The sequence below is a fragment of the Ruminococcus sp. 5_1_39BFAA genome, from assembly GCF_964240875.1.
In the GTDB taxonomy this organism is placed as follows: domain Bacteria; phylum Bacillota; class Clostridia; order Lachnospirales; family Lachnospiraceae; genus Blautia_A.
In genome coordinates this window covers 25,913-48,893 of the sequence record NZ_CAXSVO010000025.1, presented here as the reverse complement: position 1 = coordinate 48,893, position 22,981 = coordinate 25,913, and the positions used below count along the sequence as shown (strand labels likewise).

Genomic DNA, 22,981 nt, shown 5'->3' with positions numbered 1-22,981 from the left:
GATTTATAAGGAAATAACAGAAATTGAGGGCATTTCAGAGTGAGATGCGTTATTATATATGATTGATAGAGATAGGAAGGACAGAGATTTTGGAGGTGCTGTATGAAAATTGAACATGTAGCAATGTATGTTAATGATTTGGAAAAGACACGGGATTTTTTCATTCGATATCTGGGCGCTGCTGCAAATGATGGGTATCATAATAAAACCACGGATTTTCGTTCATATTTTTTGACATTTGATGACGGAGCGAGGCTGGAAATCATGAATAAGCCGCTGATGGACGATGCCGCGAAGACCTTAACAAGAACCGGGCTCATCCATATAGCTTTTAGCGTTGGCAGCAAAGAAAAAGTGGATGAGATAACAAGGATATTAAAAGCGGACGGTTACGAAGTGATCAGCGGACCTCGTACAACAGGGGATGGCTATTATGAAAGCTGTATTATTGGAATTGAGGGAAATCAGATTGAGATAACCGTGTAAGCAAAATAAGAGGAAAGGAACATCCGAATCAAGTTTTCGGTGAAAGAGAAAAATGAAAAATGTTTTCTGGAAAATCTTAAAGACTATCGGGAACGTGGCTGCAGCAATTTTAATATTAATATTGGCGCAGCTTGTCAGCGGAATTATTGGCGGGATGTTGCCGGATCCGTGTATAGGCGATATAATAAGCGCAGTGCTTTATATTGCAGCGGCATTGGGATTAGGGATATTGTATGCAAAATATGTACTGCATTTAACACCGGCACAGTTAGGCGTAAAAAGAAAGGCACCGGAATTGAAATGGGTTTTGACCGGGATTCTCCTGCCCGTGCTGGTATCTGTATTTTATCTAGTGTTTATGGATGGAGAGCTGATCAAAAATGACAGATTAACCCGGGTGTACCCAACGGTTATTTTCGCTGTCTTTACCACAGGGCTTGGAGGCGGAATTGTGGAGGAACTGGTATTCAGGGGCTTGATCATGCGGACAATGGAGAAATATTGGGGAAAGACAATTGCAATTTTGGTGCCTTCTTTTTTGTTCGGAGCTGTCCATTTGGCAAATATGTCTTCGTGGCATTTGCTGGACGCAGTGCTGCTATTACTTGCAGGTACAATGGTGGGAGTTATGTTTTCTCTGATCGCGTATCAAAGCGGAACAGTCTGGTCGAGCGCAGTGGTGCATGGGATCTGGAATGTTGTGATCATCGGTGGGATTTTGGAAATCGGCGCGGCAAACTATGATATGCGCATTGACAGCATATGGCAGTATAAACTTGCAAGCAGCAATTTTTTGATCACAGGAGGGGCTTTCGGAATCGAGGCGGCTTTGCCGGCAATGATTGGCTATGCGCTGGTTTCTATTGTTGCCATTGGGGGTGAAAGATGCTCTACTGATCAGCTTGCCAGAACGGAGTAGACGAAGAAGCGCGAACAGGCAATCGCCGAGAACGCAGAAACTCTGGAACTCTGCGTTTGGGATTTTAACACCGATGCATTATAAAAGATTAACAAAAAACAAAGATAAAAACGCAACGTGCATCCTGTGGGATGTGCCAGAGCCGGTAGGTAGCCCGGCCGTCCTGTCTGTTATGACAGGGTAAGTAACCTGCCCTCCTGGGTTGTCCGTTCTTTGTTCATAACACATTTTAAAGGAGGGAACGTTATGGACAAAATGAGTGGGAAGCTGACGGTTTATTTTGAGGAGCCTTTCTGGGTAGGAGTCTTTGAACGGATATCTGACGGGAAATTATCGGTGTGCAAGGTCACATTCGGAAAAGAACCGAAAGATTATGAAATTTGGGATTTCATCCTCAAACACTACTACAGCCTCAAGTTTAGTGCGGCTGTTGAAACCAGGATAAAGCAGACTGCGGATAATCCGAAACGCAGGCAGCGTAATGCTAAAAAGCAATTACAAAGTTCCGGCATTGGAACAAAGTCGCAGCAGGCATTGCAAATGCAACGAGAAGAAATGAAAACGGAACGTAGGCAGATCAGCAGGGAACAAAGAGAATCTGAAAAGCAACGACAGTTTGATTTGAAACAACAGAAACGAAAAGAGAAGCGAAGAGGTCATTGACCATGCTTCGCTTACAGGCACCCGGCTTGTGACGATTCATGAGCCGGGATGTAGCAGACTGCACATCGGCCTGGGGCAAAAAATATCCGATTTTGATTCAATATCAACATGAAGTAAATAGACCTGACTATGCCCGGAGAATAGATGGTACCTATAAATATTCTAGGTGCATTTAGGTCATCACTCCTTTGACCAAGTAACAGAAATATCGTCCAGATAATAAGCTGTCGTAGACTCAAATCCGGAATCTGTGCCAATGATAAGGTATACTTCTCCGTCTTCGTTTGCCATCGTATCAAATTCAGCTGAGAATTCGTTGAATTCGTACTCACCGGGATGATTATTTTTCGTTTTTGCCATATCCCCGACAACCGTCATATTCTTTCCTCCGTTGCTTTGTGATCCTGTATCAATATTCATACGAAAGTATCCAGATTCATTTATCGCTTTCGGCTCAATAGAAACAATACCACATTTCACTGTGACTGATTCTCCTGGAGCGCCCCCGGCGCCGACCAGTCCGCCCTCTATATTTGTAGCCAGTTTAAAACTGACGCTGAAACGATAAGTTTCTCCCGCGGCGAATCCTTCGAGCTTTTTAACATATCCCATGAACAAATCATCATTCACGTCTTCCTGATCGGGGTAGTCTGCAAAGATGGGAACAAATTCGCTGCCGCTTTGCTCAAAATCAAAAAAGGCGGATGTTCTGGCGGGAGATTCCGACGTGAGTGTGAAGCCTGACATAAAGTCAAGTAGCAGGGCAAATACTATGGTAATTGGGAATATTTTCTTCATTTTGTACCTCCTATTATTTCGTTGTTTGAGATGAAGCAAGTATAATACCAGAAATGTTAGATTATTGTTAGACTGAAAAAGAGCAGGCAATTATTTTACTCTTCTTTCGAATTGTAGCAAGCCGTTTTATACAGTATAATAAACCAACTAACAAAAATCTAACAATGATTTTGTTAAAATGAAACTTCAAAGGAGGTTTTAACCATGCGGATATTGTTGGTAGAAGATGAAAAAATGCTTTCTGGATTCATTGTGAAGGGATTACGTAACGCCGGATATGCTGTAGACCCGGTTTATGATGGTGAAGAAGCACTTTATGAATATGAGGTCAATGAGTATGATCTAATTGTTATGGATCTGAATCTGCCTAAAAAGGACGGTTTGGAGGTTTTGCGGGAAATTCGGGCAAAGAATCAGGAAATTAAAGTACTGATTCTTTCTGCACGTACCAAAGTGGGGGATCGTATCCGGGGTTTAGACGAGGGAGCAAATGACTATTTGATTAAACCTTTCGATTTTGGGGAACTGGAAGCTCGCATCCGCAATTTGTTGCATCGGGAATTTGTGCAGAAACCTCTAAATTTATCATTGGGCGACCTTCGGGTGGATACAAAGGCAAAACGCGTCTATTTCGATGATCGGGAAATTGCACTGACCCGGAAGGAATATGGGATTTTAGAGTATTTGATGTCACACAAAAGCCAAGTGATCAGTGCGGAGGAGCTTACAGAACATGTGTGGGATAACGAATTTGATCCCTTTTCTAATACTTTTCGATATCATATCCACAGTTTGAAAAAGAAACTTTATACCGCTTCGGAACTGGATTTTATCAAAACCATTCGGGGACAGGGCTATATCATAGAGGAAGTATAACATGAAAAAGTTAACCTTACAGTGTCGAATTACTATTTTAACTGCTTTGGTTTTGTTAATTTGTACGGCAACGCTCACGGCAATTTCTATTCGCAATGCAGAGCCTTTATATTCGCTGACCAGCGATGAACCAGAGGCAGATGTTGTAGAGAACTATGATTTTTATGGTTCTTTAGAGCCGGTAGAATTGACACCGATTCCTGCACAGTTGGCAAAAAAAGAGTTTGACGGAAAAAGCATCCTGTACTGTGGCATATTCACTGTATTGGGAACAGTAGCCGTTTATATTGTTACAGGACACGTCTTGCGGCCGCTCAGACAACTGACTGACAAAGTGGACACAGTGGATGAACACAATCTTTCTATGCGTTTGCCGGAAGCAGCTTCCGATGATGAAGTCAGTCGCCTGACGGATGGTTTTAACCGTATGCTGTCCCGGCTGGATGACGCTTTCTTGCGGCAGAAGCGATTTACTGCCAACGCTGCCCATGAACTGAAAACACCGCTTGCTACGTTAAAGACCGGTATTCAGGTTTTAGGTGCAGATGCCAACGCAACCCTGTCGGATTATCAGGAGCAAAATCAAATGGCACTGGAAAGTACAGACCGACTGGCAGGTATTGTAGATGATCTTCTTGTACTGGCTTCTGCGGGAGAAACCGGTGGTGAAATACGGGAAACTATTTTGCTGGACCCCCTGTTCAATGCTATTTGCAGTGAATTGGAGTCACGGCTAGAGCAACGGCGAATGACTTGCCATGTTGACTGCGGGAATTTGTCGGTCGTTGGAAATCCCGCTTTTTTTTATCGGGCATTTTTCAATCTTTTTGACAATGCCTGTAAATATGGAAAAGAAAATGGAAATATCAGTGTAAAAGCAATCATGCGTATAGACGGTATTGAAGTTTTATTATGGGATGATGGACCGGGCATTGCTGAGGAGCATATTCCCTATATCTTTGATGCCTTTTACCGGGTGGATAAGTCTCGTTCCAGAGCTATGGGCGGGTCTGGGCTTGGGCTTTCCATTGTTAAAGCTATGATTGAAGCCTGCAACGGGGAGATTTCTGTGCAGAGCGATGGGAAAAGCGGAACCTGTTTTCTTGTCAAATTTTACTATTGATAGAGAGAATAAAGACAAAAAGGCGAGTGATTTGTTCCGCTCGTCTTTTTTGCAGTCTAACAATAATCTAACACTTCGTATGCTATCATTGACCCAGCTCAAATGAAAGGAGGGGGTGCAATGAACAGATTTAAATTGCGGAAGCAAACTTCTGGTTGGCGGCATCGGCTTTTATCCTGCGTATAAAGCGTTGGAATTAAAACTCATCGATACTTTATATTACGAATAAATATCATTGCAGAAAGGAAGAAATTCAATGAAAAACATGAAAAAAATAACAAGTATACTGATTATCCTCACTTTGATGTTGAGCTTTACAACCCATACAGCGATAGCTTCCGATCAAGACCTCGACGTAGTTTGCGCTAAAGAGTACATCTATGGAAAGATCACAAATATAACTGGTAATGAAATCGAAGTGGCTTTAGTGGAGATGCCAGAAGATGTTGAAACGGAACCAGAGGCTCCGAATGATGATAATTTTGAGATTCCAATGGAAGCGAACGAAATATCGACAGGAGGTGGATTTGCTATTGATGATGCTGGTAATTTGAAATTTACCGGAGAAACGAAATCATTAACAATTCGTTCCGAAGTCGAAGTTTATAGTATGGGGCAAGAAATCAATCTTTCTAATTTGAAGAAGGGCGATATTATTTTTGTAACAGTGGATACAGAAAATGCTGAGACTGTTCTTTCTGTGGAAAAGGCCTTCGATCAAGACCTTGACGTAGTTTGTGCCGGAGAGTACATTTAAGGAAGGATCACAAATATAACTGGTAATGAAATCGAAGTAGTTTTAGCGGAGATACCTGAACATTAACAATTCGAGCCGAAGTCAAAGTTTATAGTATAGGGCAAGTAATCAATCGTTCCGACTTGAGCTTCATGTGCTGAAAAAACAGCTTAGATTTGGATCGTTTCTTGCCATTTTGGGTGTCTCCGGTTATGATTAATCCACACTGATGGAATGCTCTCTATAAAGCATAAAATGATGTAATAAATTCATGGTACTGGTACATACATGGCTGCATTATTGGGCGGGGCAATTACAATCAGATTATAGATCAATAAAGGTCCTTGATCCAAAGAAGATGCGGAAAGATACAAGTCGCAAATCACATTGGCAAAAAGGCAAGTAAAAGCTTTTGAAATTGCGAACCGTTAGCAAAACAAGGGGTGTCGGACAGGGCATCCCTTATTTTTTTCAGAAAGTGTAACTTCTCTTTTTAGAATACGACAATAAATATGAATGCATTCAGAATAAAGATGAGGAGGAAACAGATGGATGATGAAAAGATTATTACGTTGTTTCAAAACCGTGATGAGTCAGCGATCCGGGAATTAAACAATAAATATGGTCCATATTGTGCAAGGATTGCGTGGAATATTTTAGAGAACCGTGAGGATGTGGAAGAGTGCGTCAATGATACCTGGTTTTCTGTATGGAAATATATCCCGCCGCAGGTCCCGAAGGTGCTGTCAGCATTTTGCGGAAAAATCGTGAAAGGGATCGCAATAGATAAACTGAGAAAGAGATGCGCTGGTAAACGTGCGGACACGCATATGGCGGATATTGCGGCTGAGACGATAAACCTTAGCAGAGCAGCGGATTTTGCTGAAGATGTAGTTAAAGAAGGTGAAATTCTCCAGGCAGTCAATGAGTTCTTATGGAAATTGGATCCGGAAAAAAGAGATATATTTATTCGACGATACTGGTATTTGGATTCTATGGAAGAGCTTGCGGCTCGCCATGGAAAAAGTGTGGGCAGTATAAAGACAGCACTGCACCGGATGCGGAGAAAATTGGAGAAGGATCTGAAAGAAAGGAGGTTCCTATGAAGAGTGAAGAATATGGATTTGTGGAGCTATTTAATAAGATTGATATTCAGCTTGTAAAAGAAGCAGAGGGAGAATGGAAAAAAAGAAAAAAAGTGTTATTCTTTAGCAGTGGTGTGGTAAAGGCCGCCTGTGCCGCTCTTTGTATCAGCTTTGGCGCCTTGTGTATTTTCCAGCCGCAGGTACAGGCTGCGATGAAAGAATTTACCGGGTGGATTGCCCGGATATTGCACTTGGAGCGTGAGCTGTCTCCTTACACAGAGGTAATTAATAAACAGAAGACAATAGACGGTTTTACTCTCTGTCTGGATGAGGTGATCCTGTCCGAAAACAGGGTTTATGCGGCAGTGACGATCAATACGGAATATCCGGAAGGGTCATTTTCCGGAGGAAGGTGTGTTACGGTTAATGGGAAGGATTATCTGTTAGAAAGTGTTCTTGACGTGCCGGAGGATATCGGGCAGGATCTGGGCGAACAGGTATCGCATCATTTATATACGTTCGTGCTGGAAAAAGAACTCCCGGAAATTGTTACAGATATGGAACTGCATTTTGTAGCATACCAGAATTATGAGGACCTTTTGGAGGAAAAGAACGCAGTTGCTTTGGATTTTGCGTTTTCTGTCACAAAAGAGGAACTGGAAAAAGATAAAATCCAGGTGCCTGTGGATAAAAGGATTACTCTGGAAGATGGGACTACCGTCCGGCTTAAAAGTCTGACACTTACAAAACTTGATAGCAGAATAGAAGCGGAATTGGAAAATATCCCGGAAAATAAAAAAGACAAGGATGCTGCTTTTAATGACGGGTATCTGGAAGGATGGGATAGCCTCGGAAATCCGGTCTGGTATATCTGCGATACCAGCAATGGAAAAGATCTTGCATTTGTATGTGATATGTATAGCGGGGCGCTTCCGTCCGTTGATAGTGAATGGCTGGAACTTCAGTATTATTCCTATGAAAAAGTGGAGGAGAAAGACCAGCGGCCAATCGATACGGTGGACGGAGAAGATATGGTTATGGAAGATGACGGTTTTCCGGTTAATCGGGTGAATGTGGGAGAACCATTCCGGATTGAGCTAAAGTAGGATTAAAAAGGACGCATAGTATTGTTTTTATAGTGATTTTGCTGCTTGCAGTTAATATTCTTATCAAATACAGGGAGTCTAAAAGAACAGGAGAGAAACTCAGCGCGTTTAATTTTCAAATCAATAACTTAACGATAGGGTGCATTTGCCTCGGATTTATGGTATTCTATGGTAAAACACAGCGATAAAATATGTTTTTTTGAAAGGTGAGGTATTGAATATGAGTAAGGTATTAGTAGCGTATTTCAGTGCCAGCGGCGTAACAGCGAAACTGGCAGAACGGCTTGCAAAGGCTATCGGGGCAGATTTATATGAGATTCAGCCAGAGGTTCCATACACGGATGCTGATCTGGACTGGATGAATAAAAAGAGCCGCAGCAGTGTGGAAATGAATGATAAGTCATTCCGGCCCGCTGTTGCAAACAAAGTGGAGAACATGAAGCAGTATTCCGTGATTTTTACAGCCTTCCCTATCTGGTGGTACGTTGCCCCGACTATTGTGAACACGTTTTTGGAGCAATACGATCTGACTGGAAAGACGATTATTCCTCTGGCAACTTCTGGAAGCAGTGGCATGGGGAACACAAACAAGGAACTGGTGGTATCCTGTCTAGGAGCAGAACTAAAGGAAGGAAAAAGATTTCCTGCGGACGCAAGTGCGGAAGAACTGAAAGCATGGGCAGAAGGATTTGGAGTTTAAGATACATAGAAAAGACCGATAAACTTATCAATATAGACCCATAAAAGCTACAAATACCGCCGAGACTTGTTATGTCACCAGACGCAACCACTTATCCGAAGCTTCAGAAGATTAAGGCTGAACTTGACAAGCAAAACAGAATTATCTTTGAAGCTGAGCGTAAACGGAATTTGTTGGAGATAGAGCGAGACGATTTAAAAGGAATTGCAAGGCTTATCAAGAAAACGGAGCTTGACAGTAAAATTGAAAGTAAAAACGAGGAAATCGACATCCTCAAAGCAGGATTATCCGGCATCGTCAGAAAGCCACTCCAAAGCTGAAAAATCTCTATGAACGCTTACAGAGGTATCAAAAAGAGGCAGATAAACAGCATACAGAACAAAGCCACAGGAGCAAGGATAAAGGGGCGAGATGAGCGCCCCTTTATCCTTGCTTATCTTAAATTCCTTCTTCATGAAGAATAGCTAATAACTGACTAATTGGCATACTTCCTAAATCGCCGTTGTCTCTCTTACGAACAGAGACGTTGTTATCCTCTGCTTCTTTTTCCCCAACAACAAGAATATATGGTATTCTTTCCATTCTTGCACTTCTAATCTTGTATCCGATTTTCTCAGCTCTTGCATCAAGTTCACAACGCAATCCTTCGTTTTTCAAAGAGTCTTCCACACTTTTTGCATAGCCAATGAATTTATCTGAAATCGTTAAGATCTTAACCTGTACCGGAGAAAGCCATAATGGAAACTTTCCTGCAAAATGCTCAATCAATATGCCAATAAAACGCTCAATAGAACCAAATATAACTCTGTGTATCATAATTGGACGATGTTTTTCTCCATCTGTTCCTATATACTCAGCCTCAAAACGCTGTGGCAACTGGAAGTCTAACTGTATTGTTCCACATTGCCATGTTCTTCCTATGGAATCCTCTAAATGAAAGTCAATCTTCGGTCCATAGAAAGCACCATCACCTTCATTTATAACATATGAAAGGCCAAGGTCATCCAGTGCATTTTTCAAACCATCAGTTGCAATTTCCCAATCACCGTCATCACCAATGGAATTTTCCGGTCTTGTAGACAATGCGATACTGTTCTCAATCACACAGGGCTGTATGAATACCGGCACGGCAGGATGCTGATGCATTTGAGATTGATCTTTGAAGCGTTGAGTGATTTAAACGCTCCTGGGGAATATATGCGCTACTATCGTCAACTGAGGGGGCTGATCACAAGGCAACTTGCAGAGAAGTTAAACATTGTACCGGCAACAGTTCTTGCTTATGAACAGGGGCGTTTTCCGATTCCGTACGATATTGCTGTTTTACTGGCTGAAGAATTGCAAATATCCGAGTCTCTGCTGTTTGATGATTTTTGTGTTTTCATAAGTGCGCCATATACGAAACTATTACATACGGTCAGAAAAAGTTACGGATTAAGTCAAATTGATTTTGCTGAAAAAGCCGATATTTCTCCAAGTATCTATGCAAAATGGGAGTCGGGCAGTCGCAGGCCGTCAAGAAAAATGTATCAGCAATTAAAAGCAATCTATTCCGAAATATAAAATCTTATTTGAGCGTGCTTACCTAAAACGGTGGGTACGCTCATTTTTATCCGCACATTCGATTTTCGTGATTACTTATATTACAATAATTGCAAAAATTGAGAGGAGGACCGGTTATGAAGCAAAAATACTATCTTGCACTAAATGCTCAGGAACTTCGGCTTATGATTGAGAGCCTGAACCAATTAAGAAACAAACTTATTGCTAACAGCAAGTACACTGATGCGGTAGATGAGGTCTTGCTGAAAATCATTGGCGCAAAACGTAAGAAATTCAAAGTCATTTTCAAGGAGGCGTGATTATGGAAAAGTACTTTTTTGACGAAAGAAACGGGCTTTGGTATGAACTTCAAGGCGACTACTATCTACCATGCTTAAAATTACCTGAAGTAGAACAACAGCCTGTCGGCTTATGGGGACAACGACACTTGCGGTATATCAAGCAAAATCGCAAGGTCTTTTATCTCAATCTGCTGACAAGCGGTAAACTGAATGGCTACCTCTCAGACATTGACAAACAGGCCGATGATATGTTTTCTCGTCTTGTAAAGCAAATGGCAGAGCGCGAAGGTGTAACAGAACGGCTAAAAGCCGAAAATCAAATGGAGTGGGTGGGTCGGATGAACAATATCCGCAGCAGAGCCTCAGAAATCATAAACAGCAATTTGATTAACACAATTTAATACGGTCAACACGGTAATTTCATACTTTTTAATAGGTATTGAACTGCATTTTGAGTAACACTTCATATTAAATAAGCAAACCCTCCTGTTCGGTCTGCATCGAACAGGAGGGCTTTTTGCAAATATGCAAAGTTGATTCTTTTAATATTATCTTACTCTTTTTTTCTTGCTGTAAACCGTTGCTCCGATTACGCCTGCGCCGCTGACAAACAATACGGCAAACCAAAGTGCAAGATTGCTGTTATCGCCCGTTTGCGGACTTGTGGTATCCTTGCCGCCCGTCGGCGTTGTAGTATCAGTTTTGTCCCCTTCAGTTGGCTTCGTCTGCTCCGAGGCTGCTTTCTTAACCTCAAAATTTGCACTACATTCGCCGTCTGTATAGACAACAGCTATTTTATGTGTGCCGACCGAAAGTGTTTTGAGGTAATCGGCTTTTAATGTAATAACAGTAGAGCCTGAAACAGCCGTATAATTCTTCGCATCAATCAGCGTCCCGTCAACCTTCACGCCTGTGAATTTGCTGAAATCGCCGTTTGCACGGAAGGTCAGCGTTCCGTCGCTGTTCTGCGTCCATGTGCCGTTTGCTCCCTCAGTGATTTTATATTCAGGGGTTGTGCCGGATGCCTGTGGTGTCATGGTCAAATTTGTGTCAACCCACATCGTTGCATATCCGCCATTAGGATATTGTAACAGCGGGTCATAGTCGGTAATGTCATAATCGTAATATTTACCATTTATTTTTAATTTTGTATCAGTTGTAAAACAATATCCTTCTTTTGCCTTGAAATAAATTCCATAAGTGTAAGTTTTACCGCTTTCAAATTCGGTAAATAAATCATCTGGATTGTTGTCGTTCCAAAAATCGGCTGAGTAATGGTATTTTTTACCTCCATCTGTACTCCAAAATTCAGATTGATAAATATACGGAACATTCTCAGCTGTTTTTCCAGTGAATACAGGCTTATCTCCGACCTTAAAGCTGATTGTTGCATTATTTATTTCGACAATACTAATATTTTGTAACTGAACAGTTTCAGGTTTTATTGTTCTTACAGCAACTACAAAAAGTCCTGTTCCAGTATTTGTTATATTTGCATTATTTACATTTGTGCCATTCACCATTACTTTACTATTAGCTGCAAATGTATTTCCGTCTCTTGCTTTAAGAGAAAGACTATACATATAAGTTTTGCCATCCTCAAAGGTCGTTATTTTTTTGTCTTGTGCAAGTGCATTATTCTTGCTTTCATCAGAATACCAGTATTTTACTGGTATAGATTCACCGTTTACATTCGTTTCCATTTCTTCCCAATATTCGTATTCTATATCATATTGTTCATCCCATGGATCACATTTGTAAGCAGTTGCTTTTGGAACATCTCCCGGCTCATAATTAAAGGTTACACCCTCAATATCTACGTCACCAATGCTATTCTGAGAGCTTTCGTCAGTCGCTGTCACCTTTATGTCGTCAAACCAGAGGATTAACTGCTTTCTATCATCGGAGAGTGTGCCCGAAAACGCCGTTATAGTGGAGCCATCGCATATTACAGTGCATCCAACTCCGCTACCTTTGAATCCGTCATGGAAGTAGTAACCGTCTTTCGCTGTTAATTTCACTCCATATCTGTAGGTTGCCCCTGCAACCGGCTTTTGGGGATTGGATTTTGCAATTATAGGGCCATCAATAGTCCACTGCATCCAAAACTCGTCCGTAAGCGTCATCTGGTTTGCACATTCCGAGTTAGGATTGACTTCTGCTGTAAATGCAATAGGCTGTGAAGCATCAAGATTCTTCCAAATATTGCCAATGTCAACCATGGTGATAGCCTCATCCACAGCATCTGGTTCCTGCACAATCAGGTCATAAGTATAATTATATATTTGATATTCGTGAACATCCCGAATCACTGTGAAAGTACCGGTCGCATCCGGGTGCTCATTGAAATACTGCTTTGCCGCTTCTAAATCCGAACTAAAATCAACAGGATTGCCGGATGTGGGCGTAAAAGTATAAAGAGAGGCACTCTCAAAATGATCAATAATCGGCCCCGCACTCTCATTTTCACTTGTAACGGTTCCCCTAGCTTTGTACGGTGTCTCAATCTCGGTCTGAAGATTTTCCACTGCTGTCTGCAGCACTTCGGCACTTGGGAATCCTTCTGTGATAAAATTAAACTCACCGCTGCTTTTACTTACTTGTGTGGTTTCAACCACCGTACCGGTCGAATCCTTAACGGAAACATTGGCAGTTACATCAACTCGTGTGTGATATGCGTGCTTGTAGCCATCAGAAAAATACATTACTCCCTGAGGGAGATAATCCGGTTTTGGTTGCTCGAGGGCAAGTGTCGCAACTTCCGCAGATGACTTTTCATTTGATTTATCAGACTTTTCCGTCTTATTTTCTGCATTAGCATCTACCGATGCTTTTTTAATTACACTGTTTGATGTATCTACTGATGCACTTTTTTTCTCTGCATCCGGTTGTTCTGATGGCTGTAGATCTTCTGCTTTGTCATTTTTACTTTCCGCAGAAGTACCGGATACACCGTTGTCCGTAGCCTTGGTCTCATCTTTCGGTGCAGGCGTTACGGCTCCCATTTTAGTTCCCTCTGTTGCATTTTGCTGTTCCGTCAGCTGAGTTTCTTCTCCCACAGCGTTCTCACTTTTGGTCGGATCTGTATCTTCAGATGCAAATGCTGTTACAGGTACGATAGACAGCACCATGCAGAGTACGAGCAAGATGCTCAGCAGCTTCCTGCTGTGTCTTTTTTGATTTTCCATAATGATTCCTCCATTTTCTAAGCCTTGCAAACAGACTCTTGTAATTTTGATCTTCTCAGCGACGCATTCGCCAGCACTGTCTCATTTTCCAGATATTGTGATATCCGATCGGCAACAGCAGTAACGGCTCGCTGTATCCCATCTGCGGACAAGTATTTGTGTGGACGCACCATTGTGACAAGCAATTGTGTTCCATCTGCCTGTTCGCTTACAGAAATAGAAAAGACGCTTTTATTTCCATATACCGATATCTCGGAAACGATTGTTGACGATTCTGTTTTCTCGTATCGGATTCTGTCCTGTTCCAGTACCTCGTATATGGCAACGATGACATACTGCCGGACATATGGAAGTATCCTTTGCGTAGTATTCACGATTCAGCCTCCTTCCTTGGTACGCTTCACTTGTTTCGCATAAATACCGACTCTATTATGGGCAAAAGAGGAAGAAAAGTATATAAGGGAACTCCGCCAATCTGTCAAAACGGGGTGGCGGAGTTCCGCCATTCTTCAAAATCAAGGCAAAAAGGTGATTTTTATCAAAAAAGACATAAAAAATCCGCCTTCCGTTTTAGGGAAGGCGGTCAAGCGAACACCAAGATCAAAAATTATTTATTGTAAAGATTGAGCAGTCCGACACGGGATTTTACACCGGTCTTTTCGTAGATAGCGGAAATATACCGTTCCAAAGTTCGTCTGGAAACATACAGGCTTTCAGCGATTGCCTGAACGCTGTCCTCTGTATTGACAAGACAGCCGAACACCTCAGTTTCTCTTTCCGTGAAAGAAAACACTTCTGAGAATTTTCGCAGCTTTTCTTTCTCGCTGACAGCATCAGATGCATCTGTAATAAGCTGTTCCATAAATGCTTTCTTTTGAAAGGTATATGCTGCCGCCACGATACTGACTGCTACAAACAAAAACAGCACAAGAACAATGACGGCAATACTGCTGTCGGAGGACAGCAGGGTTAAAACGAGATTGGCAATGACAGCGGCGGTGATATTATTGACCGCACGTCCCATGCCTGCCCACAGCTCAGGTATTTTCATATGACTGGAAAGCTCCATAAAGCTGGAGGTAAAGAATACGGCAAAAAAGCCCGCCGACAGGTAGAAAACAATCAGGCCTACCAAAAACGGTCCGGCAAGTTTAAGTACGACGATACATATGGTTGACAGCACCATCACACAGTACATAACAAGCCCCATATATTTGCGATTCTTTATGTCAAACACAAATCCCGCCGCCAGACCGCTTAGCGCAAGCAGGATTCTCGGCCATTGTCCTATATCAACTGTTCCGTTTGCATGAACAAGCGTTACTGCACTGTCAAGCGTACTGAAAATAAATGTCATCAGCACTACAAGCAGAATCATAAGAATGCCTACTATTGATCCCTTTGTGTGTTCTCCGGTATTGCTTTCGCTCTTTTCTTCATCCGACGATGCTTCTGCCTTATCTTCACAATAAACACGGTCGTTCTTTATCAGCATCCAAACAAGCAGCAACAAAAATATCGACAAAATGATTGCTTCCGCCGTTTCCGAACGAACAAGATTGTTGTTTGCAAACTGGAGCAGGATACCCAGCGCATAGGAAATACCCACAGTCCTTGCCAAATATCTGTCTGTTTTCATCATACGCATGGAAACATAAAAAACCGCGCTTCCGAACAAACCGAGAAGCAGGAACAAAACAAGTCCCGCTATGAATGTCGCTGTATAAGCAGTACCCATACAGATAAAGGCTATGCACAAAACGGATGCAAGGCTGAAAACAGCAAAGCATACAGTTTTGAGACGGTTTTTACAAAATCGGTTCAATAACGGATACAGCAAAAAGCCTGCCGCACTTACTCCGAGTGCATAATTCTGTGCCAATACGGTTTTATCCTCTGATACCATGCGGGAAAGCACATCTACAAATAGATATTCCGCATTTAAAAACAGAAAGGTGAACAGTCCCATCAGAACAACAGCATTTATGTAAGAAATTCCATCCTTCTTTTTGAAACAGGCGCTTTGCGTGATTTTTATTAAAACATTGCTCATTGAAAAAATCCCCTTCATATGCTGTTGTCACTGAACTCCATAATGTCATTGGGAGTACAATTTAATGCACCGCAAATTTTGCCTACGATATCCACGGTTATGTTTTCACCTTTGTTCATCTTTGAAATGACATAGTTGCTGATCCCCGCCGCCTTTTCAAGGTCCTTCTTTTTCATATCCTTGTCAATGAGCAGCTTCCAAAGTTTTTTATAGCTTACTGTCATATCCGTTTCCTCGTTTCTTATATTCTTCATCATCGTGAGAAAAGAAATACTGTTATATGTTGGTACTGAGTTATTATGGTGTATTATAGCACAAATTCTTGAAAAATTCAAGCAATTATAAAGCGATAAATTTATTTTTAAATGTTACGATGATTACCTATAATAGCTCAAACAGAATAACTGCCCGATGGTTTTCAGGTTTCTGTACTCATGCGAGGCTTTTTCGTTTTGTCAGTTCTATAAAGCTATCACCAGATATTTCGGTATGTGCTTTCTATTTGTATTTTGCGTAATCCACTCGCCTGCGCAGGCGAAGAAAAAATCACCCTTTTTGTCGGCATAAACATATTGAACAACATCGTAATCGACTTCGCCGAAGGTATAGTGGATTTTGCCCCAGTCGTTGTTATGATCGGCACAGTATTCATATGTAACCGAGTTATCATCGGTGAATTTCAGCCGCAGTTCCACAATATGAATATACTCATCAATTGCAAGTTCAATCAGCATTTTCTCGTATGCACCGTTAACGATCTGGAAAGCTGTATCGGGCGAAGACAGCATATGCTCGGCGGCGAGGTCTATGTAGACTTTCCCTTTGCGGAGCAGCTTGACCGAATTTCCGTTTTCGTCTTTACTGAGCTCATATATTCCGTAACATTCCGGGCAAAAGCCGAGATGATCGGCAACCATACTACGCTCACGGTAATCAAGTGCTTCGTAGGCTGTAAACAGTGCTTCTGACTGCCACTGTTTGAAAAATAACCTTTCAGGATTGGAGGTAGTGTCAACCGTCACGTCCTCTGCCGTGCTCTCTCCGTCCTCGTCGACGTATTTACGGTAAAAATCGGTGTAGTGCGTGCTGTCGATTCCGGCACGGATGATTTCTTTGGTGTCCTTTACGCTTCTTCCAATTTCAGCGGAAATTATGGTTATCGTTTCATCATCAAACTTATACTCATATTTTGCATACAGCGCCATTGCCTTTTTCAGCGCTCGGTATTCGTCCACGCTTTGCACGGAACAACCTGTCCGCATGGTACTGATATACTTGTCAATCTCGTTTTTGACATAATGCTCTTTGAAAATGAGGAACGGAACACCTGTGGAAATGTCATATTTCTGCAACGCCTTGTATATGCCGAAAACATACGCTTGCTTCAAATCGGCAAAATGCCCTTGCATGGCGTTTTCCTGCACGGCTTGCATAATGATTGTGTTCAGTCTCGGCTCGTAATAGTGAAAGAACCAACTGAGATATTTATCGTTCCTTTCAGCACAGTATAGAGCGATATATTCCTGTAAATCGTCTTTTTTCGGCGGTGCCGGTTTCATACGGTATAAATACAAATCTTCTGTCCACTTTTCGTTTTTCACCGACACACACCCTCTTTCATTTTAAAGTCCTGTCCACCTCGGCGTATAACGCCTCTCGGCTCATGTCTTTTCTATACTGCGTTTTTGCATATTGTTCGTCCGCCAACGCTCTCAGTTTATGTTCCTTAGCGAGTCGTTTCGCCGCTTCACCAAATGCTTTGGATATTGTACATCTGCCAACCTCTGTACGAATGGCGCCACAGCGACGATTGTACAGTGATACGATAGGATCGTTTTCCGCTTTTTCTTTTCTGTTCAGCACGGCGGCATATTTTCGGCAAGTAATCTTCTTGCCCCGATACAGCTCAGGCGCAATACCGTAGGGGCAGTATTTCTGCCGTCTTGCGCTTTGCATAAGGAAATACTTTCCGCAAATTTCACATTTTCGGGGATAGTGTCCGTAGTGCAACCCTTCAAAAAAATCTGTCAGGATAAAGCTGTAGTAGCTGTCGAAATTCAACCTTTTTGCCACGGTTCCGGTTACGCTTTTTGCATTCTTCTGCACTGAAATATATCTGCCGCTTTGCGTAAAGTGATGGTCTACGAATATTTCTAACGCCAATGGTAATAAATGTGCCTCGTCAAGTCGTTCCGCCTCGTCTATGCGGTTGCAAAATTTTAATAGGTTCCCGTGTGCAAGTATCAAGTCATCGGCAAGAGTATCGAAGAATAACAGTATCGATTTTATCTCTGTGATGTTGTTTTCAATCAAAGTTAAATCGGTTGCGGTTTTCATTCGGTCTGCCGTACCTACGGCGATTTCATTCTGCGGCAATAAACTGAGCTTTGCCTTGTCGGCAAAGTATTCGCATATCTTTTGCCCGGTTTCTGCCGTGAAAAGCGTTGTTACTGAATTACGGATTTCTTCAATATTCAGCCCGTCAAACGGTCGCAGTTTTGGTAATGCTTTTAAGGCTTCAAGAGTATTTGCTCCCGTTTTCACAAATTCCGTGACATTCAAGTACCCGTCATTTAACTGTTTTAAGATATGATAATTCAAATCATCCCGAAACACAGCGATTCGTGCGGCTGTATCGTTTATATAAAACTGACCCAGTAGGTGCGTTGCAAACACTCCGGCGGGATAGCTTTTGCCGACGAATACCACTCTGCCGTCACGGTAATCGGCAGTGAAAAACGCAGAAATCATTTTGTTTTGCTCCTTTGCTTCTATTCTATCATGGCATATGTCCCAAAAGATGGACTTGAAGCAGACATAAAGTTAAAAAGTTATGTTCGCACCAGTATTATATATTCTATTATACCGTAAACATCGCTGATTTTCAAGAAATTCAGCTTGTTGCGTTTTTGCAGTTTTAGTTGTTGCGCTGTTTCGTAAAAAATCTCTGTTTTCCGTTATTATATATACAGAAGGCAGGAAATGAGCCGTCGAGGTTGCACTCGGCGGCTTTTTTACTGCCCGAAAAACGGAAAGGAGGTTAAAACCTATGATGCTCAAAATCACACCGAAGCAACGGACAAAAATCAACGCCCTTGTGCGCAGAGCATGCTGTAACTGCTACAAGGGTAACTGTCTGTTGCTTGATGACGGCGAAGAATCGAAATGCGTTCAGCTCATTTCACGGTACGGTATCTACTGCAACTATTTTTTGAAAGCAGTGCTGCCGGCTGAAAAGGAACTGTGTACGGAAATCTTACGGCAAAATGGGGTTATCGGATAACTGCCCCCACAAGAGTTATCTAAAAAATTTTATTTGCGCTTAAAGCGCAGGAAAGGAATTAAATTATGAAGTCATTTAAAGAAACAAAAATTATCGGTATTGATCACGGCTACGGCAATATGAAGACAGCCAACCACTGCTTCAAAACCGGCATATCCACCTACGGCAGCGAACCGCTGTTCACGGCGGATATGCTTACCTTTAACGGCAAGTATTATCTTATCGGCGAGGGACACAAGGAATTTGCTCCCGACAAGGTAAAAGACGAGGACTATTATGTGCTGACGCTTGCGGCAATTGCAAAGGAACTGAGAGTGGAAAACCTCACCGAAGCACACGTTGTTATTGCGGCAGGACTGCCGCTTACTTGGACAAGCGGACAAAAAGCAGAGTTTAAGGCGTATCTAATGAAAAACACAGAAGTAAAGTTCACCTACAAAAAGGTAGATTACCACCTCTATATTGATGATGTTCGCATTTATCCGCAGGGATATGCCGCTATTGCAAGCTTTGCAACTACGCTGAAAGGCGTTAATTTGATTGCCGACATTGGCAACGGTACGATGAATGTGCTGTATATGATAAACGGCAAGCCGCAGCAGGGCAAAATGTTCACCGAGAAATTCGGAACTTACCAGTGTACGCTCAGTATTCGGGAAGCCTTTATGCAGAAAACGCAGCGAGAAATCAACGACGCCATTATAGACGAGGTTCTTATTACAGGCACGGCGAATATTGCTCCGGCTGATCTTAAAATCATCAAGGGCATTGCGGCGGAATATGTAAAGGACATCTTCCGCAGACTTCGTGATCACGGCTATGATGAAAACACCATGACGCTGTATGCAACCGGAGGCGGCGGGTGTCTTATAAAGAATTTCAGCAAGGTGAATCCTGACCGTGTAAAATTCGTCGATGACATCTGTGCCGCCGCTAAAGGATATGAGTATCTGGCAGAAGCACAGATGAAATCCGAGGCGAAGTTATGAGCAAGTACAGAATCAATGTGCGTTTTGACACCGATGACCCGAAACAGGCTGAAGCAGTAAAGTTTCTGCAATCCCTTGAACATTCTCGCAATACTTTTATTGTGTCAACGGTGCTTGACGCTATTTCAGGAAAGAGTGCGCACAATAACATTACGCTTGAAAATATACGAAAAGTCATACGAGAGGAATTGCAGGAGGTGTCGTTGGTTGCGGCACCTCCTGTTTTTCAGTCGGCAAAGACAGAACTCACCGAAGAAGAGCAAGCCGAAAATGAAAAGAGTGTTCTTGATGATCTTGAAATGTTCGGTTGAGCCAAAAGCGGGATTTATGGCTCAATACAGCAATTTTCGAGAAAAAACTGAGCCAGTTTGGCTCAAAGGAAGATATGCCCCAAAGGGCAAGGGAGTGGCTTTCGGTATCGGATGGCGCAGAGATACGCCAGAATCCCGGTATCCGACAGCCGCTTTTCTTTCTGCCCTGCGGGGCGTGTCCTACGGTATAACAAGCAGGGACTTTGTGTGCCAAAGTCCCAATCAAAAGCCTCAGATTTTCTTGCGGCTTTGCTCTTTGGGGGCTTACCGCCCCCAATCCCCCGGAAAGGAGAGATGATATTATGGGGAAAGATATACGAATCGCTGTGCGTGTCACGGCAAAAGAAAAAGATAAAATCAAATCAAAAGCCCGAAAGTGCGGGCTAAGCACAACTGAATATGTAAAGCAAAGAGCGTTAGGGTATGAGCCGAGAGGTATTCCGTCCGACGCTCTTTTTCTTTGCCTTGAAAAACTCGGTGAACTTGCAGATAAAGCGAGTTCACCGGAGTTGGACAAGGAAATCAGTGATGTACTGAAAGAAATTACAGCAGCTTTTCTGCTGCCGGGAAAGGGGTGATGTATTTTGGCTGTAACAGGCTTTTGGCCTATTTACAAGAATTTGAAAGCAACGCTTGACTATGCTGATAACCCTGACAAAACCACCGACCGCAGATATTTGGATGACGATTTGTATGCGGCGCTTTCTTACGCTGAAAACGATAATAATACTGACCGTAAAATGTATGTGGGCGGTATCAACTGCTCCAAGCAAAATGCCTATGCCGAAATGATTGCCGTACAGCGACGGTTCGGGCTTCGTGGCAAGGTGGTCGGCTATCACGGAATACAAAGTTTCCGTGAAGGCGAGGTCACACCGGAGCAGGCGTTTGAAATCGGCAAAGCAACCGCCCGAAAGATGTGGGGCGATAGGTATCAGGTGCTTGTGACTGTTCATCTGAACACTGAAAATGTGCATTGCCATTTCGTTGTAAATCCCGTTTCATTTAAGGACGGTACAAAGTTTCAAAACAAAATCGGTGACCACAAGGAGCTTCGCCGTGTGTCGGATGAGATATGCCGGGAACACGGTTTGTCCGTTCTTGAAAACAGCAGCTTCTACGGCGGACACAAAAAGGACTATTGGCGGCACAAGGCAGGTAAGAAAACACACCGGGACTATCTCCGTGAGGATGTGGAATACTGCTTGACTTTTGCAACCTCTCCGAGAGAATTTGAGAGCCAGTTATATGCGCTGGGATATACGCTTGATCCTGTGCGGTTTTCCGTAAAAGCGAAGCACTGGGAGCGTTCTGTTCGACTTGCGAATATCGGTTTTACAAAAGAAATCGTGCAGGCACAGTTGGATAAAAACGCCGAGAGCAGATATCACCTATTCACTTTGGAGTATCGACCGCCTTACAGACCGAAAAAGTTTCCGCTGGAGGATGAACTGCGAAAGCTTGAATTTTCGATTGACCACAGCTATGATGCGGCTACGGTTTTAGTAGATACGATTTTCTATCTCGTTATAACAGTAATCCAAATTGCCGCCGAGCTTGCCGATGTAATGCTGTTGTCCCCAGATCTTCGGGCGGCGGAAAAGGATTTGAAAGAACTTATTTCAGATTATCATTTTCTCAAAGAAAATGACATTCACACCGTATCCGATTTGCAAGCCAACATCGACGAAAACAAAGTGCAGTTATCCGATTTGGAGCATGAGCGCAAAACGCTCAGCAATCGTATCCGCCGTCCGAAATCGCCAGAGGATGAGAACAAGAATAAAGAGCGCCGCAAGGGAATCAGCAAACAAATGAAGCCTGTTCGTGAAAGGCTTCGCCGTGCGGAGAAAATTTTGGCGAAATCGCTGCATTTATATGAGTTATTAAAACAAGAGCACGAGCTTGAGAGAAAAGCCCGTGCGAGATATTTAGATAGGAGTAGATAAAATGAAAAACACAATGAAAAAACCGGTTAATATTCCGGTTTCAAAACTTCGCCCATTTGAGGGGCATCCGTTTAAGGTAAAGGATGACGAGGAAATGAATACCCTGATTGAAAGCGTACAGACGCAAGGAATTCTTTCACCCTTGATTGTCCGACCGATTGAAAACACAGATGAATACGAGGTGATAAGCGGACACCGCCGCTTACACGCCGCAGTTAAGGCAGGGATTACAGAAGTCCCTGCCTTCATTTATGCCCTCGACCGAGATTCCGCCGCTATTGCTGTGGTGGACAGCAACCTGCACAGAGAACACATTTTGCCCTCTGAAAAGGCATTTGCGTATAAGATGAAACTTGATGCAATGAGCCGACAGGGATTTCGTTCGGATCTAACTTCCGACCAAGTCGGTCGGAAGTTAGAAACAGCGGATATAATCGCACAGCAGTCAGATGACAGCAAAACTCAGGTGCGCCGCTATATTCGCCTAACAAACCTTATTCCCGAACTTCTTGAATTTATGGATGAAGGTAAAATGGCACTGTCCGTTGGTGTGGAGCTTTCCTTCCTTGATGAGCAGAGCCAGTACGATGTTTTGGAACAATGCGAGCAAAACGACTGTACGCCGTCCTATTCGCAGGCTTTCCGTATGCACAAGGCAGACCGTGAAGGACTGCTTACCAAAGCTGTTATTCAGGATATTATGTGCGAAGAAAAAGCAAATCAAAAAGAAACGATCAAAGTTTCTGCCGAGCGTCTGCGAGCTGTTCTTCCAAAAGAAATGGACTCACAAAAGACGGAAGATTTCATTATCCGGGCTTGCAAACATTACCGTAAGTATCTTCGCAACCGTGATCGAGAACGATGAGGAGGTG

At 42.8% G+C, this 22,981-nt stretch carries 26 protein-coding genes and 1 pseudogene; 19 read left to right on the top strand and 8 right to left on the bottom strand.

What is annotated here, in order from left to right; genetic code table 11:
- The first annotated feature begins 102 nt into the window (after nucleotides 1-102).
- The 3 genes from ACESZH_RS18780 (at nucleotide 103) to ACESZH_RS18770 (ending at nucleotide 2,068) form a co-directional block, all read left to right on the top strand.
- A complete protein-coding gene (locus ACESZH_RS18780; protein WP_373218336.1) occupies nucleotides 103-486 on the top strand; it encodes a VOC family protein in 384 nt (127 codons plus the stop codon).
- A gap of 52 nt (nucleotides 487-538) precedes the next feature.
- Complete coding sequence (locus ACESZH_RS18775) at nucleotides 539-1,405, top strand: lysostaphin resistance A-like protein (RefSeq protein ID WP_373218335.1); 867 nt, start codon at nucleotides 539-541, stop codon at nucleotides 1,403-1,405.
- Between the two features lie 246 nt (nucleotides 1,406-1,651).
- Entirely contained in the window at nucleotides 1,652-2,068 is a 417-nt protein-coding gene (locus ACESZH_RS18770) for a YjdF family protein (RefSeq protein WP_373218333.1), read from the top strand.
- A gap of 180 nt (nucleotides 2,069-2,248) precedes the next feature.
- Here the strand turns inward: ACESZH_RS18770 and ACESZH_RS18765 are convergent, their stop codons facing one another.
- Nucleotides 2,249-2,866: a hypothetical protein gene (locus ACESZH_RS18765; protein ID WP_373218331.1), complete on the bottom strand. Its 618-nt coding sequence runs from the start codon at nucleotides 2,864-2,866 to the stop codon at nucleotides 2,249-2,251.
- 204 nt (nucleotides 2,867-3,070) lie between these two features.
- Between ACESZH_RS18765 and ACESZH_RS18760 the strand changes: the two genes are divergently transcribed.
- The 7 genes from ACESZH_RS18760 to ACESZH_RS18730 all read left to right on the top strand — a co-directional run bounded on the left by ACESZH_RS18760 (nucleotide 3,071) and on the right by ACESZH_RS18730 (nucleotide 8,812).
- On the top strand, nucleotides 3,071-3,742 hold the full coding sequence (locus ACESZH_RS18760; protein WP_373218330.1) for a response regulator transcription factor: 672 nt from the start codon (nucleotides 3,071-3,073) through the stop codon (nucleotides 3,740-3,742).
- Nucleotide 3,743: 1 nt separating this feature from the next.
- Nucleotides 3,744-4,865: a sensor histidine kinase gene (locus tag ACESZH_RS18755; RefSeq protein WP_373218328.1), complete on the top strand. Its 1,122-nt coding sequence runs from the start codon at nucleotides 3,744-3,746 to the stop codon at nucleotides 4,863-4,865.
- Between the two features lie 256 nt (nucleotides 4,866-5,121).
- Nucleotides 5,122-5,622, top strand: coding sequence for a hypothetical protein (locus ACESZH_RS18750; RefSeq protein ID WP_373218326.1), 501 nt, complete (start codon nucleotides 5,122-5,124; stop codon nucleotides 5,620-5,622).
- Between the two features lie 527 nt (nucleotides 5,623-6,149).
- Entirely contained in the window at nucleotides 6,150-6,707 is a 558-nt protein-coding gene (locus ACESZH_RS18745) for an RNA polymerase sigma factor (RefSeq protein WP_373218324.1), read from the top strand.
- Nucleotides 6,704-7,792: a DUF4179 domain-containing protein gene (locus tag ACESZH_RS18740; RefSeq protein WP_373218322.1), complete on the top strand. Its 1,089-nt coding sequence runs from the start codon at nucleotides 6,704-6,706 to the stop codon at nucleotides 7,790-7,792. The genes ACESZH_RS18745 and ACESZH_RS18740 overlap by 4 nt, the downstream gene beginning before the upstream one ends.
- Before the next feature lie 220 nt (nucleotides 7,793-8,012).
- The gene (locus tag ACESZH_RS18735) at nucleotides 8,013-8,492 is read left to right on the top strand and encodes a flavodoxin (protein ID WP_373218320.1); all 480 of its coding nucleotides are present in this window, start codon (nucleotides 8,013-8,015) and stop codon (nucleotides 8,490-8,492) included.
- A 71-nt stretch (nucleotides 8,493-8,563) separates the two neighbouring features.
- Nucleotides 8,564-8,812: a hypothetical protein gene (locus ACESZH_RS18730; protein ID WP_373218318.1), complete on the top strand. Its 249-nt coding sequence runs from the start codon at nucleotides 8,564-8,566 to the stop codon at nucleotides 8,810-8,812.
- A 118-nt stretch (nucleotides 8,813-8,930) separates the two neighbouring features.
- Here the strand turns inward: ACESZH_RS18730 and ACESZH_RS18725 are convergent.
- A pseudogene (locus ACESZH_RS18725) lies at nucleotides 8,931-9,584 on the bottom strand (His/Gly/Thr/Pro-type tRNA ligase C-terminal domain-containing protein); the annotation flags it as partial.
- 54 nt (nucleotides 9,585-9,638) lie between these two features.
- Here ACESZH_RS18725 and ACESZH_RS18720 point away from each other — a divergent pair.
- The 3 genes from ACESZH_RS18720 to ACESZH_RS18710 all read left to right on the top strand — a co-directional run bounded on the left by ACESZH_RS18720 (nucleotide 9,639) and on the right by ACESZH_RS18710 (nucleotide 10,737).
- Complete coding sequence (locus tag ACESZH_RS18720; RefSeq protein WP_373218316.1) at nucleotides 9,639-10,055, top strand: helix-turn-helix transcriptional regulator; 417 nt, start codon at nucleotides 9,639-9,641, stop codon at nucleotides 10,053-10,055.
- 116 nt (nucleotides 10,056-10,171) lie between these two features.
- The gene (locus ACESZH_RS18715; RefSeq protein ID WP_373218314.1) at nucleotides 10,172-10,354 is read left to right on the top strand and encodes a hypothetical protein; all 183 of its coding nucleotides are present in this window, start codon (nucleotides 10,172-10,174) and stop codon (nucleotides 10,352-10,354) included.
- A gap of 2 nt (nucleotides 10,355-10,356) precedes the next feature.
- A complete protein-coding gene (locus ACESZH_RS18710) occupies nucleotides 10,357-10,737 on the top strand; it encodes a TnpV protein (protein WP_373218312.1) in 381 nt (126 codons plus the stop codon).
- Between the two features lie 147 nt (nucleotides 10,738-10,884).
- Here ACESZH_RS18710 and ACESZH_RS18705 read toward each other — a convergent pair whose 3' ends face one another.
- From ACESZH_RS18705 to ACESZH_RS18680, 6 genes are all read right to left on the bottom strand, one after another.
- Nucleotides 10,885-13,524, bottom strand: coding sequence for a X2-like carbohydrate binding domain-containing protein (locus tag ACESZH_RS18705; protein ID WP_373218311.1), 2,640 nt, complete (start codon nucleotides 13,522-13,524; stop codon nucleotides 10,885-10,887).
- A 17-nt stretch (nucleotides 13,525-13,541) separates the two neighbouring features.
- A complete protein-coding gene (locus tag ACESZH_RS18700; RefSeq protein WP_373218309.1) occupies nucleotides 13,542-13,898 on the bottom strand; it encodes a hypothetical protein in 357 nt (118 codons plus the stop codon).
- A 233-nt stretch (nucleotides 13,899-14,131) separates the two neighbouring features.
- On the bottom strand, nucleotides 14,132-15,577 hold the full coding sequence (locus ACESZH_RS18695; protein WP_373218307.1) for a LuxR C-terminal-related transcriptional regulator: 1,446 nt from the start codon (nucleotides 15,575-15,577) through the stop codon (nucleotides 14,132-14,134).
- Nucleotides 15,578-15,591: 14 nt separating this feature from the next.
- Complete coding sequence (locus tag ACESZH_RS18690) at nucleotides 15,592-15,801, bottom strand: helix-turn-helix domain-containing protein (protein WP_373218305.1); 210 nt, start codon at nucleotides 15,799-15,801, stop codon at nucleotides 15,592-15,594.
- 237 nt (nucleotides 15,802-16,038) lie between these two features.
- Nucleotides 16,039-17,178, bottom strand: a complete 1,140-nt coding sequence (locus ACESZH_RS18685) for a hypothetical protein (protein ID WP_373218303.1) — start codon at nucleotides 17,176-17,178, stop codon at nucleotides 16,039-16,041.
- Between the two features lie 16 nt (nucleotides 17,179-17,194).
- Complete coding sequence (locus ACESZH_RS18680; protein ID WP_373218302.1) at nucleotides 17,195-18,328, bottom strand: DUF6076 domain-containing protein; 1,134 nt, start codon at nucleotides 18,326-18,328, stop codon at nucleotides 17,195-17,197.
- 298 nt (nucleotides 18,329-18,626) lie between these two features.
- Here ACESZH_RS18680 and ACESZH_RS18675 point away from each other — a divergent pair, with 298 nt between their 5' ends.
- The 6 genes from ACESZH_RS18675 to ACESZH_RS18650 all read left to right on the top strand — a co-directional run bounded on the left by ACESZH_RS18675 (nucleotide 18,627) and on the right by ACESZH_RS18650 (nucleotide 22,974).
- Complete coding sequence (locus tag ACESZH_RS18675; protein WP_224773207.1) at nucleotides 18,627-18,860, top strand: cysteine-rich VLP domain-containing protein; 234 nt, start codon at nucleotides 18,627-18,629, stop codon at nucleotides 18,858-18,860.
- Between the two features lie 65 nt (nucleotides 18,861-18,925).
- On the top strand, nucleotides 18,926-19,849 hold the full coding sequence (locus ACESZH_RS18670; protein WP_373218300.1) for a ParM/StbA family protein: 924 nt from the start codon (nucleotides 18,926-18,928) through the stop codon (nucleotides 19,847-19,849).
- The gene (locus tag ACESZH_RS18665; protein WP_373218299.1) at nucleotides 19,846-20,160 is read left to right on the top strand and encodes a hypothetical protein; all 315 of its coding nucleotides are present in this window, start codon (nucleotides 19,846-19,848) and stop codon (nucleotides 20,158-20,160) included. Before ACESZH_RS18670 ends, ACESZH_RS18665 begins: the two co-directional genes overlap by 4 nt.
- 302 nt (nucleotides 20,161-20,462) lie before the next feature.
- Complete coding sequence (locus ACESZH_RS18660) at nucleotides 20,463-20,738, top strand: hypothetical protein (protein WP_373218297.1); 276 nt, start codon at nucleotides 20,463-20,465, stop codon at nucleotides 20,736-20,738.
- A gap of 6 nt (nucleotides 20,739-20,744) precedes the next feature.
- A complete protein-coding gene (locus ACESZH_RS18655; protein ID WP_373218295.1) occupies nucleotides 20,745-22,109 on the top strand; it encodes a relaxase/mobilization nuclease domain-containing protein in 1,365 nt (454 codons plus the stop codon).
- 1 nt (nucleotide 22,110) lies between these two features.
- Nucleotides 22,111-22,974, top strand: a complete 864-nt coding sequence (locus ACESZH_RS18650) for a ParB/RepB/Spo0J family partition protein (RefSeq protein WP_373218293.1) — start codon at nucleotides 22,111-22,113, stop codon at nucleotides 22,972-22,974.
- Nucleotides 22,975-22,981: the final 7 nt, after the last annotated feature.

Bases quoted from the DNA above. Each gene is read 5' to 3' on its own strand.
- ACESZH_RS18780 (WP_373218336.1), top strand. From the start codon at position 103: ATGAAAATTGAACATGTAGCAATGTATGTTAATGATTTGGAAAAGACA.
- ACESZH_RS18775 (WP_373218335.1), top strand. From the start codon at position 539: ATGAAAAATGTTTTCTGGAAAATCTTAAAGACTATCGGGAACGTGGCT.
- ACESZH_RS18770 (WP_373218333.1), top strand. From the start codon at position 1,652: ATGGACAAAATGAGTGGGAAGCTGACGGTTTATTTTGAGGAGCCTTTC.
- ACESZH_RS18765 (WP_373218331.1), bottom strand. From the start codon at position 2,866: ATGAAGAAAATATTCCCAATTACCATAGTATTTGCCCTGCTACTTGAC.
- ACESZH_RS18760 (WP_373218330.1), top strand. From the start codon at position 3,071: ATGCGGATATTGTTGGTAGAAGATGAAAAAATGCTTTCTGGATTCATT.
- ACESZH_RS18755 (WP_373218328.1), top strand. From the start codon at position 3,744: ATGAAAAAGTTAACCTTACAGTGTCGAATTACTATTTTAACTGCTTTG.
- ACESZH_RS18750 (WP_373218326.1), top strand. From the start codon at position 5,122: ATGAAAAACATGAAAAAAATAACAAGTATACTGATTATCCTCACTTTG.
- ACESZH_RS18745 (WP_373218324.1), top strand. From the start codon at position 6,150: ATGGATGATGAAAAGATTATTACGTTGTTTCAAAACCGTGATGAGTCA.
- ACESZH_RS18740 (WP_373218322.1), top strand. From the start codon at position 6,704: ATGAAGAGTGAAGAATATGGATTTGTGGAGCTATTTAATAAGATTGAT.
- ACESZH_RS18735 (WP_373218320.1), top strand. From the start codon at position 8,013: ATGAGTAAGGTATTAGTAGCGTATTTCAGTGCCAGCGGCGTAACAGCG.
- ACESZH_RS18730 (WP_373218318.1), top strand. From the start codon at position 8,564: ATGTCACCAGACGCAACCACTTATCCGAAGCTTCAGAAGATTAAGGCT.
- ACESZH_RS18715 (WP_373218314.1), top strand. From the start codon at position 10,172: ATGAAGCAAAAATACTATCTTGCACTAAATGCTCAGGAACTTCGGCTT.
- ACESZH_RS18710 (WP_373218312.1), top strand. From the start codon at position 10,357: ATGGAAAAGTACTTTTTTGACGAAAGAAACGGGCTTTGGTATGAACTT.
- ACESZH_RS18705 (WP_373218311.1), bottom strand. From the start codon at position 13,524: ATGGAAAATCAAAAAAGACACAGCAGGAAGCTGCTGAGCATCTTGCTC.
- ACESZH_RS18695 (WP_373218307.1), bottom strand. From the start codon at position 15,577: ATGAGCAATGTTTTAATAAAAATCACGCAAAGCGCCTGTTTCAAAAAG.
- ACESZH_RS18690 (WP_373218305.1), bottom strand. From the start codon at position 15,801: ATGACAGTAAGCTATAAAAAACTTTGGAAGCTGCTCATTGACAAGGAT.
- ACESZH_RS18680 (WP_373218302.1), bottom strand. From the start codon at position 18,328: ATGATTTCTGCGTTTTTCACTGCCGATTACCGTGACGGCAGAGTGGTA.
- ACESZH_RS18675 (WP_224773207.1), top strand. From the start codon at position 18,627: ATGATGCTCAAAATCACACCGAAGCAACGGACAAAAATCAACGCCCTT.
- ACESZH_RS18670 (WP_373218300.1), top strand. From the start codon at position 18,926: ATGAAGTCATTTAAAGAAACAAAAATTATCGGTATTGATCACGGCTAC.
- ACESZH_RS18665 (WP_373218299.1), top strand. From the start codon at position 19,846: ATGAGCAAGTACAGAATCAATGTGCGTTTTGACACCGATGACCCGAAA.
- ACESZH_RS18660 (WP_373218297.1), top strand. From the start codon at position 20,463: ATGGGGAAAGATATACGAATCGCTGTGCGTGTCACGGCAAAAGAAAAA.
- ACESZH_RS18650 (WP_373218293.1), top strand. From the start codon at position 22,111: ATGAAAAACACAATGAAAAAACCGGTTAATATTCCGGTTTCAAAACTT.